The organism is Shewanella sp. SP2S2-4, from assembly GCF_031932025.1.
Classification (GTDB): domain Bacteria; phylum Pseudomonadota; class Gammaproteobacteria; order Enterobacterales; family Shewanellaceae; genus Shewanella; species Shewanella baltica.
Map to the genome: position 1 here is coordinate 69,417 of NZ_JAUOER010000010.1, position 14,523 is coordinate 83,939.

Annotated in this window: 11 protein-coding genes; 8 read left to right on the forward strand and 3 right to left on the reverse strand. The window is 44.5% G+C overall.

The window, feature by feature from the left end; genetic code table 11:
- The first annotated feature begins 137 nt into the window (after nucleotides 1-137).
- Complete coding sequence (locus Q4Q54_RS10060; protein WP_311988376.1) at nucleotides 138-1,388, forward strand: uracil-xanthine permease family protein; 1,251 nt, start codon at nucleotides 138-140, stop codon at nucleotides 1,386-1,388.
- 148 nt (nucleotides 1,389-1,536) lie between these two features.
- Here Q4Q54_RS10060 and grxD read toward each other — a convergent pair whose 3' ends face one another.
- Nucleotides 1,537-1,869 (reverse strand): Grx4 family monothiol glutaredoxin, encoded by a 333-nt coding sequence (gene grxD / locus Q4Q54_RS10065; protein WP_011846572.1) that lies wholly within the window; start codon nucleotides 1,867-1,869, stop codon nucleotides 1,537-1,539.
- Nucleotides 1,870-2,093: 224 nt separating this feature from the next.
- Between grxD and sodB the strand changes: the two genes are divergently transcribed.
- The 4 genes from sodB to Q4Q54_RS10085 all read left to right on the forward strand — a co-directional run bounded on the left by sodB (nucleotide 2,094) and on the right by Q4Q54_RS10085 (nucleotide 7,769).
- Complete coding sequence (gene sodB / locus Q4Q54_RS10070; protein WP_220776283.1) at nucleotides 2,094-2,678, forward strand: superoxide dismutase [Fe]; 585 nt, start codon at nucleotides 2,094-2,096, stop codon at nucleotides 2,676-2,678.
- Between the two features lie 285 nt (nucleotides 2,679-2,963).
- Nucleotides 2,964-4,898 (forward strand): PrkA family serine protein kinase, encoded by a 1,935-nt coding sequence (locus tag Q4Q54_RS10075; RefSeq protein ID WP_006081287.1) that lies wholly within the window; start codon nucleotides 2,964-2,966, stop codon nucleotides 4,896-4,898.
- A 66-nt stretch (nucleotides 4,899-4,964) separates the two neighbouring features.
- Complete coding sequence (locus Q4Q54_RS10080; protein WP_063883574.1) at nucleotides 4,965-6,233, forward strand: YeaH/YhbH family protein; 1,269 nt, start codon at nucleotides 4,965-4,967, stop codon at nucleotides 6,231-6,233.
- Between the two features lie 9 nt (nucleotides 6,234-6,242).
- On the forward strand, nucleotides 6,243-7,769 hold the full coding sequence (locus tag Q4Q54_RS10085; protein ID WP_259512880.1) for a SpoVR family protein: 1,527 nt from the start codon (nucleotides 6,243-6,245) through the stop codon (nucleotides 7,767-7,769).
- 72 nt (nucleotides 7,770-7,841) lie between these two features.
- Here Q4Q54_RS10085 and tnpA read toward each other — a convergent pair whose 3' ends face one another.
- Together tnpA and fadR are read right to left on the reverse strand one after the other, a co-directional pair.
- Nucleotides 7,842-8,279, reverse strand: coding sequence for an IS200/IS605-like element ISSod23 family transposase (gene tnpA, locus Q4Q54_RS10090; RefSeq protein ID WP_012088248.1), 438 nt, complete (start codon nucleotides 8,277-8,279; stop codon nucleotides 7,842-7,844).
- 191 nt (nucleotides 8,280-8,470) lie between these two features.
- Nucleotides 8,471-9,187 carry a fatty acid metabolism transcriptional regulator FadR gene (gene fadR / locus Q4Q54_RS10095; protein ID WP_006081284.1) on the reverse strand — a complete coding sequence of 239 codons (717 nt, stop codon included), beginning with the start codon at nucleotides 9,185-9,187 and terminating at the stop codon, nucleotides 8,471-8,473.
- 301 nt (nucleotides 9,188-9,488) lie between these two features.
- Between fadR and nhaB the strand changes: the two genes are divergently transcribed.
- The 3 genes from nhaB to Q4Q54_RS10110 all read left to right on the forward strand — a co-directional run bounded on the left by nhaB (nucleotide 9,489) and on the right by Q4Q54_RS10110 (nucleotide 14,520).
- Complete coding sequence (gene nhaB, locus Q4Q54_RS10100; RefSeq protein WP_006081283.1) at nucleotides 9,489-11,090, forward strand: sodium/proton antiporter NhaB; 1,602 nt, start codon at nucleotides 9,489-9,491, stop codon at nucleotides 11,088-11,090.
- Between the two features lie 89 nt (nucleotides 11,091-11,179).
- Entirely contained in the window at nucleotides 11,180-11,707 is a 528-nt protein-coding gene (gene dsbB / locus Q4Q54_RS10105; RefSeq protein ID WP_012587866.1) for a disulfide bond formation protein DsbB, read from the forward strand.
- 182 nt (nucleotides 11,708-11,889) lie between these two features.
- Entirely contained in the window at nucleotides 11,890-14,520 is a 2,631-nt protein-coding gene (locus Q4Q54_RS10110; protein WP_311988377.1) for a PAS domain-containing protein, read from the forward strand.
- Nucleotides 14,521-14,523 lie beyond the last annotated feature (3 nt).

Here is a 14,523-nt window from a genome sequence, read left to right on the forward strand (position 1 = left end):
CCCCATTTCAGTGCCAACCATGGCATGGAAAACCCAAACAGTGATCCGAATCGGCAAAACGGGCGATTTTCTTCTGCTGAAAATCCAACAAACTGATATCATCTGGCGGTTTACCCTAAAATTAACGAGAATAATAAATGAGACGACTCGCTATCCCCCTACAGGGCGCACAAATGCTGTTTGTGGCCTTCGGTGCCCTAGTGTTAATGCCGCTGCTGACAGGACTCGACACTAGTGTGGCATTGTTTACCGCAGGTATCGGTACCCTACTGTTCCAATTGATCACTAAACGCCAAGTGCCTATCTTCCTTGCCTCATCCTTCGCCTTTATCGCCCCCATACTCTATGGCGTGCAGACTTGGGGAATTCCCTCCACCATGGGCGGCATTATGGCCGCGGGCGTGGTCTACGTCATGCTCGGCGCCTTGGTCAAAGTGCGCGGCACCGACTTCATCCATAGGCTATTACCGCCTGTGGTAGTGGGTCCTGTGATCATTATCATCGGCCTTGGCCTAGCTCCAGTTGCCGTGAATATGGCATTGGGGAAAAGTGGCGATGGTAGCTTGACCCTTGTTGACACCAATACTGCGCTATTTATTTCACTCGCGTCACTCTGTACCACAATAGCAGTGGCAATTTTTGCCAAGGGCTTACTCAAAGTCATGCCGATTTTAGCAGGGATTATTGTGGGCTACGGCTTAAGTCTTGCCTTTGGTATTGTTGACTTTGCGGTTGTGACTGCCGCCAGTTGGATTGCGATTCCTAAATTTGTCGCACCCGAATTTAACTGGCATGCTATCGCCTTTATGATCCCAGTGGCAATCGCTCCGGCGGTTGAACATATAGGTGATATTCTGGCGATATCCAATGTTACAGGTAAAGATTTTATGAAAAAACCTGGCCTACACCGCACACTAACGGGAGACGGTGTCGCTACAATTGCCGCAGCGGCCTTCGGTGGCCCCCCAAACACGACTTACTCAGAAGTCACTGGTGCTGTAACCCTAACGCGCAATTTTGATCCAAAAATTATGACTTGGACCGCCATTACCGCCATCACGTTGGCCTTTGTCGGCAAACTAGGTGCGCTGATGCAAACCATTCCCGTCCCAGTCATGGGCGGTATTATGTGTTTGTTATTCGGCTCAATTGCAGCCGTTGGCCTCAACACCCTTATTCGCAATCATGTGGATTTGTCTGAGCCGCGTAATTTAAGCATTGTCGGAGTCACCTTAGTCTTTGGTATCGGCGGCATGGCATTTGGCATAGGTTCATTCAGTCTGACCGGTATCAGCTTGTGCGGTATTGTCGCGATTACCATGAACTTATTATTGCCTGCGACCAAGCCTCACGATAAACACAATGAGTCTGATATCCCCCCTCACTAGTCGTTATTTGAGGAATCGTCGTTTTATTGAAGTGTTTGTTGTCATGTTTTTTGTAGCGATAGCTCTTTGAAAAGCAGCGACAAAAAAGCCGCCATGATAATAATCATAGCGGCTTTTTCATTCATAATTATAAAATAAGCATTAACGCTTATTCTTCAGTCTTGATCTTAGCGGCAGCGGCTTTAATCAAAGGTTGTAATTCGCCTTTTTGGAACATGTCCACGACGATATCACAGCCACCGATCAACTCACCTTCAATCCACAATTGTGGGAAAGTCGGCCAGTTAGCAAACTTAGGTAATTCTGCGCGAATGTCTGGATGCTGAAGAATATCCACGAATGCAAACTGCTCACCGCAGTTAATCATGATCTGAGCGACCTGTGACGAGAAGCCACAGCTAGGCAACTTTGGAGAACCTTTCATATAAACAATGATAGGGTTTTCCGTGATCTGTTGCTTAATTTTCTCTACTGTTTCCATTTTGATTCCTAAGTAGGATGACATTGACTCAATGCTGCTATTGTACGTCAGCTAGAGGCAGAACAAAATCCCACAGTTTGTAAGGTTATGCCGACATTTGATTTTTCGATGGCGTCTATCTAGTCAATTAGCTAAACAATGATTCACATCACAAATTTTATCGGTACAATAGTCCTAAGTGAGCACGTTTAAAAACGATAACCTAAGACCATGGAGAGATACTAATGGCTTTCGAATTACCCGCATTACCATATGCAAAGAACGCACTAGAACCACACATTTCTCAAGAAACCATTGAATACCACTACGGCAAGCATCACAACACTTATGTTGTTAAGCTAAACGGCTTAATCGAAGGAACGGATTTCGCTGGTAAATCTTTAGAAGATATCATCAAAACTTCTACGGGTGGCGTATTCAATAACGCAGCTCAAGTGTGGAACCACACTTTCTACTGGAACTGCCTAGCACCAAATGCTGGCGGCGAGCCAACTGGCCCAGTTGCTGATGCAATCAATGCTGCTTTCGGTTCATTCGACGCATTCAAAGCCCAATTTACTGATTCAGCAGTAAACAACTTCGGTAGCGCTTGGACATGGTTAGTGAAAAAAGCCGATGGCACACTTGCTATCGTTAACACTAGCAATGCTGCAACGCCACTGACTGACAGCACAGTCACACCAATCCTGACTGTGGATGTGTGGGAACACGCTTACTACATCGATTACCGTAACGTGCGTCCTGACTACCTTGCCCACTTCTGGCAATTAGTTAACTGGGACTTCGTTAACCAAAACTTCGCTGGTTAATTCATTTAACCTAACGTAGTTGACTGCTGTACGAGCAGTGAGTTAATCCCAGTAAAAAGAGCCCTAGTGGCTCTTTTTTTATACCCCTCATTTGCCGTTCATCCCTTATCCCGCAGATTACCCCGCCGTAAACTACAAGTGCAATAATTGCGTTTGCAACTATTTGTTATTGTTTTATTTGATATTTTTTTGACACAGATAGTGAGTTTATGTCTAAGATTAGAGTAGGAGGCTGGTTAGCCAGTTATCCGTTCCATGACATCACTGGCGTTTCAGGGGGTTTATATGGGCATTTTCGAGCATTACCAAAAGCGCTACGAACAAAAACTCGATGAAGAATATTCTTTGCAAGAGTTTCTGGATATCTGCAAGGGAGATCGCAGCGCTTACATGTCAGCATCTGAGCGACTACTGCTTGCAATCGGTGAAGCAGAAGTCATTGATACCGCAAAAAATCCAACACTTAGCCGTATTTTTTCGAATCGACTTATTTCACGTTATCCCGCATTTAAAGATTTCTTCGGCATGGAAGATGCCATAGAGCAAATCGTGGCTTATCTAAAGCACTCGGCTCAAGGATTAGAAGAATCCAAACAAATTTTATACCTACTGGGCCCAGTGGGCGGCGGTAAATCATCGCTGGCCGAAAAACTCAAAGCCCTCATGCAAAAAGTGCCCATTTATATTCTGAGCGCAAATGGGGTACGTAGCCCTGTCAACGATCATCCCTTCTGTCTATTCGATTTAGAAGAAGATGGTCAGCTGTTAAAAGATGAGTTCAACATTCCCAACCGCTATCTCAAAACCATCATGTCGCCTTGGGCGGTAAAACGTCTGCATGAGTTTGGTGGTGATATCTCCAAATTTCGGGTGGTGAAAGTTTTTCCATCGATTCTGGACCAAGTGGCGATAGCAAAAACTGAACCCGGTGATGAAAACAACCAAGATATTTCCTCCCTCGTCGGTAAAGTGGATATTCGTCAGCTTGAGCATTTCTCCCAAGATGATGCCGATGCTTACGCTTATTCGGGTGCATTGTGCCGCGCAAACCAAGGGGTGATGGAATTCGTCGAGATGTTTAAGGCACCGATTAAAGTGCTGCATCCACTACTAACTGCGACGCAAGAAGGCAACTATAACGGCACTGAAGGCTTATCGGCCCTGCCGTATAGCGGGATTATTCTGGCTCACTCAAATGAATCAGAATGGTCAACCTTCAAAAACAATAAAAACAACGAAGCCTTCCTCGACCGTGTTTACATCGTCAAAGTGCCCTACTGTTTACGGGTTTCGGAAGAACTGCAAATCTATCAAAAACTGCTGATAAACTCTGAGTTATCAAAAGCGCCCTGTGCTCCAGGGACCTTAGAAACCCTAGCGCAATTTAGTGTGTTGTCGCGCATCAAGCCACCTGAAAACTCCTCCACCTACTCTAAGATGCGGGTGTATGACGGTGAAAGCCTGAAAGATACCGATCCTAAGGCTAAGTCTTACCAAGAATACCGTGATTACGCGGGTGTCGATGAAGGCATGAATGGGCTATCCACCCGTTTCGCCTTTAAGATTTTGTCGCGGGTATTTAACTTCGACCATTCAGAAATCGCCGCTAACCCAGTGCATTTATTCTATGTGCTCGAACGGCAAATTGAACAAGAACAGTTCCCCGGCGATACCGCCGAACGCTATCTGGAGTTTCTAAAAGGTTATTTGATCCCTAAATATGTGGAGTTTATCGGTAAAGAAATTCAAACCGCTTACTTAGAGTCTTACTCTGAATACGGCCAAAATATCTTCGACCGCTATGTCACTTACGCCGATTTTTGGATCCAAGATCAAGAATACCGCGATCCAGAAACGGGTCAGCTATTCGACCGTGCCGCCCTCAATGCTGAACTAGAGAAAATTGAGAAGCCCGCGGGGATCAGCAATCCTAAAGATTTCCGTAATGAAATCGTCAACTTTGTGCTGCGCGCCCGCGCGAACCATGAGGGTAACAATCCGCTCTGGACCAGCTACGAGAAACTTCGCACTGTGATCGAGAAGAAAATGTTCTCCAACACAGAAGATTTACTGCCTGTTATTTCCTTTAACGCCAAAACGTCGAATGACGATCAACGCAAACACGATGATTTCGTCAATCGTATGATGGAGAAAGGTTATACCAAAAAACAAGTCCGACTCTTGTCTGAGTGGTATTTACGGGTTCGTAAATCTTCTTAAACTTGCGCTAACTAAGTACAGGGCTTTGGTGTTGCCAAAGCCTTCGCTGGGTTTTGGGAGGTGCGTATGGCGAACTTTATCGATAGACGGTTGAATGCGAAAGGAAAAAGCACAGTAAACCGCCAACGCTTTATCAATAGATATAAGCAACAAATTAAAAAAGCCGTCAGCGATGCAGTGACTCGCCGCAGCGTAACGGATGTAGATAAAGGCGAAAAAATCAGTATTCCCACTCGGGATATCAGTGAACCTATGTTTCACCAAGGCAAAGGCGGTGTCAGGGACAGAGTGCATCCCGGTAATGACCAATTTACCCGTGGCGATAAAATTGACCGACCACCCGGTGGCTCTGGCGGCGGTTCGGGCAAAGGCGAGGCCTCAAACTCGGGTGAAGGCGACGATGACTTTGTGTTCGAAATCTCTAAAGACGAGTATCTAGAGTTATTGTTTGAGGACTTAGAACTCCCCAATCTACAAAAAAATCGCCTTAATAAACTGGTGGAATACCAAATCTACCGTGCGGGATTCACCAATGATGGCGTCCCCGCTAACATCAATATTGTCCGTTCATTACGCTCATCACTGGCACGTCGCATTGCGATGTCGGCAAGTAAAAAGAAACTATTAAAAGAGTTAGAACAAGAACTTGCCGAGCTGGAAAATATTCCAGGCACTAAGGCCGAGTTGATTTTGGATTTAAAAGCCCAAATTGAGGAGTTAAAACAAAAAATTGCCAGAGTGCCGTTTATCGATACCTTCGATCTGCGCTTTAATAACTATGCCAAACGGGAAATCCCTTCTAGCCAAGCTGTGATGTTCTGCTTGATGGATGTGTCTGGTTCTATGGATCAGGCAACTAAAGATATGGCAAAACGCTTCTATATCTTGCTGTATCTGTTCCTCACCCGTACCTATAAAAACTTAGAAGTGGTCTATATTCGTCACCATACCCAAGCTAAAGAAGTCGATGAACATGAGTTCTTCTACTCCCAAGAAACGGGTGGCACTATAGTATCGAGTGCATTGAAATTAATGCATGAAATTCAACAAGCTCGCTACCCCGCCGATGAGTGGAATATTTACGCAGCCCAAGCATCCGACGGTGATAACTGGGCCGACGATTCACCTACCTGTAGGCAATTGTTAGAACAAAAAATCTTGCCACTGGTGCGCTACTACAGCTACATCGAAATCACCAATCGCGCCCATCAAACCCTGTGGCGTGAATATGAATCCCTGCAACAGCATTACGACAACATCGCCGTGCAGCATATACGTCAAGCCGAAGATATTTACCCTGTCTTTAGGGAGCTATTCAAGAAACAAGCGGTTTAAGGGGGCACTATGGGGATAACTAAATCAACACCTTGGACACCACTGAGCGATGGTCCTGACTGGAGCTTCGAGCTACTGCAGGACTACCTCAAGGAAATTGAACGGGTAGCAGCATTGTATAAGCTCAGCACTTACCCAAATCAAATTGAAGTCATCACCGCTGAGCAGATGATGGATGCTTATGCGGGCATTGGTATGCCCATAGGTTACACCCATTGGTCCTTTGGCAAACGTTTTATCGAAACCGAGCAAGGTTACAAGCGCGGCCAAATGGGGCTTGCCTACGAAATTGTGATTAATTCTAACCCCTGTATTGCCTACCTTATGGAGGAAAACACCATCACAATGCAGGCTCTGGTGATCGCCCACGCCTGTTTCGGACATAATAGCTTTTTTAAAAACAACTACTTATTTAAAACATGGACAGATGCGAGCTCGATTATTGACTACCTTGTTTTTGCTAAAAACTACATCAGTAACTGCGAACAAAAATACGGTGTTGAGCAGGTCGAAAGTGTCATAGATTCCTGCCATGCACTGATGAACTATGGTGTGGATCGCTATAAACGCCCCTCTGAAATATCATTCCGAGAAGAACAAGCAAGACAAAAAGATCGCGAAGCGTACCTGCAAAGCCAAGTAAATGATTTATGGCGCACTATACCCAACCAACACCAAGAACTGTCTCAAACAAAAAAACGTCGTTTCCCCGCAGAACCGCAGGAAAACATCTTATATTTCATCGAGAAAAATGCCCCTTTACTTGAACCATGGCAAAGAGAAATAATCCGTATTGTGCGTAAAATGGCGCAATATTTTTATCCACAAAAACAAACTCAAGTGATGAACGAAGGCTGGGCCACCTTCTGGCACTACACTATTTTGAATCACTTGTACGACGATGGTGTGGTCACTGATCGCTTTATGATGGAGTTTTTGCAAAGCCACACGGGTGTGGTTGCCCAACCAGACTACAACAGTCGTTATTACAGTGGCATCAATCCCTATGCTTTAGGTTTTGCCATGTTCACCGACATTCGACGTATTTGTGAAAATCCAACCGATGAAGATAAAGCTTGGTTTCCCGACATTGCCGGCAGCAATTGGGTCGAAACCTTACACTTTGCAATGCAAAACTTTAAAGACGAAAGCTTTATTAGCCAATATCTTTCACCTAAAGTTATCCGCCAATTTAAGTTGTTTGGTATCCATGATGATGAGAAGCGCAATTATCTGTCGGTATCGGCCATTCACGATGAACAAGGTTATCAAGATATTCGCCAGTTATTATCACAGCAATATAACTTGTCGAACATTGAACCAAATATCCAAGTGCATAATGTGGAGATCAACGGTGATCGTTCCTTAACCTTACGCTATGTACCAAATAACGATATTCCCTTAGCCAGCAGCCATAAAGAAGTATTAAAGCATTTACATAGATTATGGGGTTTTACTGTCACCTTAGAGCAAAAGAATGCGGATGCGAGTATTACCGTATTAGCATCCTGCCCTGAAGTGGCTAAAGCAGAATAATAAGCCTAGTAAAGAATCCGCCTTCTTAGAAGGCGGCTTTGACTTGCCCCTAGAAGGGGCTATTCCAAGAACCTACATCATCTGCAACGACAATTGAGCCTCATGTTCCTGATCTTGTTTATCTTGATGACGCACATATCGTCTAATGATTTCTTCATTAACACCTACTGTATCTACAAAATAACCTCTGGCCCAAAAGCTATTGCCCCATAGCTTTTTACGTACATGAGGGAATTTATTGAATAGCCTTATCGCACTTCTTCCTTTCAATACTCCCATCAGCGTTGATACTGACAGCTTCGGCGGGATTATGACTACCAAGTGAACGTGGTCTATCTGAACGTTTAATTCTAAAACCTCACAACCCTTCATATTGCAAAGGATATAAATTGACCTGTATAACTCCTTACCAAGGTTTCCTTTTAATATTTTAAAACGGTACTTCGGAGTCCAAACAATATGATATTTGCAACGCCAATAAACATGTGATGAACTTCTATAATCGCCCATGCTTTTCGTTTCCTCTTACTTGTGGTGAATAAGAAGTCTCTTTTAGCATGGGCGTAATTCAGGCTATAGCCTCAAGGAACAATCACCACCGCCAGAGGCGGTGGTTTTGGGATGACAATAAAAAAGCCGTTTCCATTGGAAACGGCTTTTTTGTATTTATCGCTATTTTAATGCGACATCAATCGCAGCAATTAATTATCCTGTGCGATAGACGCTGGCATATCATCGCGTAATTGTAACCACATCTTACCGCTGTTCATGCCGTAGGTGCGCATCAGCGCAGGGACGTCGAGATAATTTTTCGCCTGGGCCAGTAGCTCTAATTCTTTGTAAAAGTTCAAAGCCAATAAACGCGCATCGGAACTGGTAAAATAATAGCGTCCGACTCGGCTATACAATCCCTTAAATCCATTTAATATCAATACGTAAAGAGGATTCCCAGAGGAGAAAGCTAAGGTGTGATGCAATAAATAGTCAAATTCGGCATAGGATTCAGCCGTATCTTCAAGCTGATGAATTTTGGCGAGCACATCCACAGCTGTATCTGGGTTATAACGCAAAGCACCGCGGAAATAGATAGCGCTGACGTTAGTACGGGCTGACAAGAGTTGGTCAACCAATACCGGAAATCCTTCGGGATTGAGATCGGCAATCGTCTCAAGAATGTTTAAGCCTGAGGTTTCCCAGAAGTTGTTAACTCGCGTTGGTTTACCGTGTTGGATTTTCAGCCAACCGTCACGGGCCAAGCGCTGTAGCACTTCACGCAGAGTGGTGCGAGTCACACCTATCAATTCCGAAAGCTCACGTTCAGCCGGTAAAATGGACCCTGGAGGAAATTTATTATCCCAAATGGATCTCACAATATACTTCTCTGCAAAACTTGCAGGTCCTTTGGCATTGATAATCATCAGCCCACTTATCCAGTTGTTGTGCGTCGTAATGGTCACTGATCATACCAGAGCGGTAAAAAATGGAAACCATTCACTTAAATTCACTGTGTTATCGCCGTGTAAATGTCACACAATCGCTCAAAAAAACGACCAAGATCAAGGCAACAAACGTCAATTTTGCCGATTAGCTCCGCTTTTTGAAATGTGGGTATCAGTATCTCGTTACATTAGCTTTCTCTTTAGGCTAGACTGATTTAACAAACGCAGGTATTGATATTAAACACGTGCAATTTTTAACATAATTAGAAGAGAGGCTGCCATGCCGGCGACAATGAGTCAGGCGTTTATTGGGAACTTCTTAGGAAATTCTCCTAAGTGGTACAAAACCGCAATACTGTCATTTTTAATTATCAATCCACTACTCTTTTTCTATGTCGACCCCTTCGTGGCCGGCTGGGTATTGGTGCTTGAATTTATTTTTACCTTAGCAATGGCATTAAAATGTTATCCATTACAGCCTGGCGGATTATTAGCAATTGAAGCTGTCGCAATTGGAATGACATCCGCAAGCCAAGTCTTACATGAAATAGAAGCCAACCTCGAAGTATTATTACTCTTGGTGTTTATGGTCGCTGGTATTTATTTCATGAAGCAATTGCTGCTATTTGGCTTCACGAAAATTATTACCAAAGTGCGTTCTAAAGTTTTAGTGTCACTAATGTTTTGTTTGGCATCGGCGTTTTTATCTGCCTTTTTAGATGCGTTAACGGTTATTGCCGTGATTATCGCGGTCGCTGTGGGTTTCTATTCTATTTACCACAAGGTCGCTTCTGGAAAAGATTTCGGTGCCGATCACGATCATACCTCCGAAGGTAAAAACGCTGCGGGCGAAGATCAGTTAAACGAAGAAGAACTCGGTGCATTCCGTGGCTTCCTGCGTAATCTGTTAATGCATGCGGGTGTCGGTACTGCACTCGGCGGTGTATGTACTATGGTGGGCGAACCTCAAAACTTGATCATTGCTGCACAGGCTAATTGGCAGTTTGGTGAATTCGCAGTACGTATGTCACCTGTTACAGTCCCAGTATTGATTTCTGGCATCTTAACCTGCTACTTAGTTGAAAAATTTGGTATTTTTGGTTATGGCGCTAAATTGCCAACGGCCGTTCATCGGATCTTATGTGAATATGCCGCCCATGAAGATGCGCGCCGTACTAACAAAGACAACATGAAGTTAATCGTCCAAGCCCTAGTGGGTGTATGGTTGATCGCAGGTCTTGCCTTGCATTTGGCTTCAGTGGGCTTAATTGGTCTTTCTGTGATTATTTTAACCACAGCCTTTAATGGCGTCACCGATGAGCATGCCCTTGGTAAAGCCTTTGAAGAGGCACTGCCTTTTACCGCATTATTAGCGGTGTTCTTTGCGGTTGTTGGCGTGATTATCGATCAACATTTATTCGCCCCCGTTATCCAATGGGCACTGGGTTATGAAGGCAATACCCAATTAGTGATTTTCTATATCGCCAACGGATTATTGTCTATGGTGAGTGATAACGTGTTCGTCGGTACTGTGTATATCAATGAAGTGAAGGCGGCATTGATTAATGGCCAAATCACCCGTGATCAATTCGACTTACTGGCCGTTGCGATTAATACCGGAACTAACTTACCTTCGGTGGCGACACCTAATGGTCAAGCGGCGTTCTTGTTCTTACTGACGTCAGCCTTAGCACCGCTGATCCGCTTATCCTATGGCAGAATGGTATGGATGGCATTGCCCTACACTATCGTGCTATCCATTGTGGGCGTTATGGCGATCCAAACGGGATTCTTAGAACAAGCCACTCAATATTTCTATGATTCCCATACAATCATCCATCACAGTGCAAAAGAAGTGTTGGGCACAGTGTCCGGACATTAATCTTCTCTATTGACTGAACTTTATTAAATAAGTAGAGTCCAAAAAACGCCCCATGTCTGAGGGCGTTTTTTGTTGATATGGAGCTCACTTTGACTGTTATTACTCGCTTTGCCCATTCCCGTTCATCTTGGTTTATTCTCGCAGGCACAGCCCTCGGCTTAGAGTTAAGCGCACTGTATTTTCAACATATAATGAAACTCGACCCCTGCGTCATGTGTATTTATCAAAGACTTGCTGTCTTTGGTTTATTAGCGGCTGGTCTTATCGGCATGACGGCGCCAAAATATCGAATCGTGAGGATTCTCGCGGCCATTGTTTGGGCAGTCAGTGCGACTTGGGGATTAAAGCTGGCGCTATCGCTGGTAGACATGCAAACCAACCCATCGCCTTTCTCAACATGTTCATTCTTACCTGAATTCCCAGCTTGGATGCCATTACACGAGTGGTTCCCCTCCATTATGATGCCTACTGGCATGTGTACTGATGTGCCTTGGGTCTTTATGGGGGTAACCATGGCCGAATGGATGGTGGTCGCTTTCAGTGGCTTCCTAGTGGCTTGGTTACTCTTTATTGTGCCTATCCTGAGTGGTTCAAATAAACCTTCTCTTTATAAATAACGACTTTGAGATAAGGCAGGGATCAACCCTGCCTTTTTATTAACGCTTTTATTCACAGTTTACGACTTATTCCCGCCGCATATCCCATTCAATCCCCGCAACTTAGGCATATGCCAATAGCAAAACAGCGAGAACGCGCTACACTGGCTCAATGAAAAGTGGTGATTTGGAAACTGGTGATTATGGGAAAAAGTTCGACATCTGAGCCACACACTGCCTTAACCCAATGGCAAAACAGTTTGCCGTTCAAATTTAGCCTTATCCAACTCGTCATTGCCGCTATTTTGATTTGCAGCACAGCTTGGGTCATTCTGAGCATTCAGCGTCAACAAGTGCTTGATCAACAAGCCGTGTTAAACCAGAACTATGGCCAGTTAATCATAGCCAAACTGCAGGAAATGACTTCACAGGTCGAAACCGTTGTCGGCTCCATTTCCAGTATTGCAAAACTTTATCGCTATGATCATGAGCAACTGGTGAAAACCATCCCCAGCTTGCTGATGCTCGATAACCAACAGCGCATTATCTCTGGCGGTGGCGTCTGGCCGGAACCCGGCGCGTTTAATCAGCAAAAATTCCGGGATAGCCTATTCTGGGCCCATAATGTAAACGACGAGTTAGTCGCGATTGATAGCTATAACAAGGATACGTTTCCTAGCTATCACACCGAAGAATGGTATCGCCCGACGCGCTATTTCCCCGCGGGCAAAATTTTCTGGTCTAAATCTTATTTCGATCCCACCACCCATGAGTCCATGATCACGGCCTCAGGTGCTATGTGGATGGACCATCAGTTTATTGGTGCCGCCACTGTGGATATCAGTTTAGAAAAGCTCAATGTCCTACTACGCAATGCTATGGTCGATGTCAGGGGTTATGTCATTGCCTTAGATCATCAAAACCAAGTGCTCGCCTATCCCCATGGCAATAATAATCTTCAGCATCAAGCCAATACCAGCCACACCTTTGTCACTTTTAATCATCTCGTTGACCAGCAGCCAGACTTCACCCCCATCGAAGCGGCATTACACAATGCGGATAAAGCCTTTATCGAAGAAGCCGAGGCCGAGCGCGTATTTACCCAAGAACAGATGCAACATTTGACCCGACTAAGTCATCAAGATGAGCGCGACATGTTAGCCGCCATCGTCAATAACAATGCCTTAAACCATTTCACCACCCCAAAACTACTGACCTCAGTGACCTTAGCCCATGATCCCATTTTGAAAACGGCGTCCCTGGTTTCGGTATTTTTGATGCCCAATACCTATTGGAAAGTGTTAGTTGTCACCCCGATTTCGCCACTGCAAGATACCGCCAAACACTTAGTTGAAAAGGTTGGTATTTATTTAGTGTGCATCCAACTTTTAGGCTTGATCCTGCTATTCTTACTCCAACATCGGCTGTTTATTACCCCGATTATTGAAATCGTCCAAGCCCTAAAGCGTAATGATTCCGCCTCTATCGAACTTAAAGCCAAAGACAGTCACGACGAAATTGGCTTATTAGCCAAGACATTCCTGTCGCGCACTCAGCAACTTGAAGTGGCGATGGCGAGTTTAGATGCCAGTAATCTTGCCCTAGAGCAACAATTGCAGAGTCAGAACCTATTCCAACTTGAATTAAAGCGCCATAAGGAACAACTAAGGGCTTTGCTGAAATTTTCCCAAAACCTTATCTATGTCAAAGATCTGCACGGTAAATATATTCTGGTGAATGACAAGTATTGTGAAATTTTAGGCATAGAACGCAGACGCATTATTGGCGCCTCGGATTTTGAGGTATTTCCCAGCCAATTTGCCCACGAGTATCAACAAAATGATCGGCGCGTACTGCACAATAACGAAGCCATTAATTTTGAAGAGGCCATCCCCTCGCCACTGGGGAATCTTATTTATATCGTGACCAAATTTAAGATTAAAGATGATGACGATACTGTGATTGCGGTCGGCGCTATCGCCTTTGATATCACGTTGAAAAAGATTAAAGAGCAAGAACAGGATAAATTACTCTTAGGGCAAGTCGAGACGCTCAATCATCTACAAGAGCAAGTTCGCCTTATCAATCAACATAATAATGAGCTTTACCAAGAGCAAGAAGCATTAACTAAAATGCTTGAGAAGCATCATCAACTCAATCTCAGCCGTGAACAAAGCCAACAGCTAATGCAAAACTTCTTAGCTGAAATGATGACGCAGATCATGCATGAGCAAGATCAGCTACTCGCCAAAGTTTGCCAACTGCAGCAAACGGACGAGGCAAATTACAGAACTCAGATCACCGAAATCATGGTCACTCAGGCAGAGAAATTGCGGCATATTGCCCAGCTACTGACCAATCATCAAAACGATATTCGTCCATTACATCTGGCGCAATTTATGCGCCATCTCTTAGGTTTGCTAAAAGTGCAATTAGCGAAAGCAAACGTGGAGATAGTGCTCAATTGTGAGGAAAACATCATCATCGATGGCCCTGCTTGGCAATATCTGCAACTCTTCTATCGCTTAATCACTAACACTTTGAATCATGCTTTTAAGACTCACAACGAACAGCGTGAAATCACCATCGCCATCGACAAATCGAACGACGTGCTGCAGATCAGTATTATCGATAATGGAATTGGTATGACGGAGGCGCAGCTCGCACAATTGCGACAGGAACTGGAGCAAGAACTCTGCCTCGGGACCTTAACCTGCATCAATCTGTGGCTCAAAAACGATCTTAATGGCAGCCTGACCATAAGCAGCCTGTTAAACCAAGGCACACACATACAATGTCATTGGCCGCTTAGTATAAGCTTAGCGTCGCAATAAAGA

Coding starts and splice junctions, on each gene's coding strand:
- Q4Q54_RS10060 (WP_311988376.1), top strand. CDS start 138: ATGAGACGACTCGCTATCCCCCTACAGGGCGCACAAATGCTGTTTGTG.
- grxD (WP_011846572.1), bottom strand. CDS start 1,869: ATGGAAACAGTAGAGAAAATTAAGCAACAGATCACGGAAAACCCTATC.
- sodB (WP_220776283.1), top strand. CDS start 2,094: ATGGCTTTCGAATTACCCGCATTACCATATGCAAAGAACGCACTAGAA.
- Q4Q54_RS10075 (WP_006081287.1), top strand. CDS start 2,964: ATGGGCATTTTCGAGCATTACCAAAAGCGCTACGAACAAAAACTCGAT.
- Q4Q54_RS10080 (WP_063883574.1), top strand. CDS start 4,965: ATGGCGAACTTTATCGATAGACGGTTGAATGCGAAAGGAAAAAGCACA.
- Q4Q54_RS10085 (WP_259512880.1), top strand. CDS start 6,243: ATGGGGATAACTAAATCAACACCTTGGACACCACTGAGCGATGGTCCT.
- tnpA (WP_012088248.1), bottom strand. CDS start 8,279: ATGGGCGATTATAGAAGTTCATCACATGTTTATTGGCGTTGCAAATAT.
- fadR (WP_006081284.1), bottom strand. CDS start 9,187: ATGATTATCAATGCCAAAGGACCTGCAAGTTTTGCAGAGAAGTATATT.
- nhaB (WP_006081283.1), top strand. CDS start 9,489: ATGCCGGCGACAATGAGTCAGGCGTTTATTGGGAACTTCTTAGGAAAT.
- Q4Q54_RS10110 (WP_311988377.1), top strand. CDS start 11,890: ATGGGAAAAAGTTCGACATCTGAGCCACACACTGCCTTAACCCAATGG.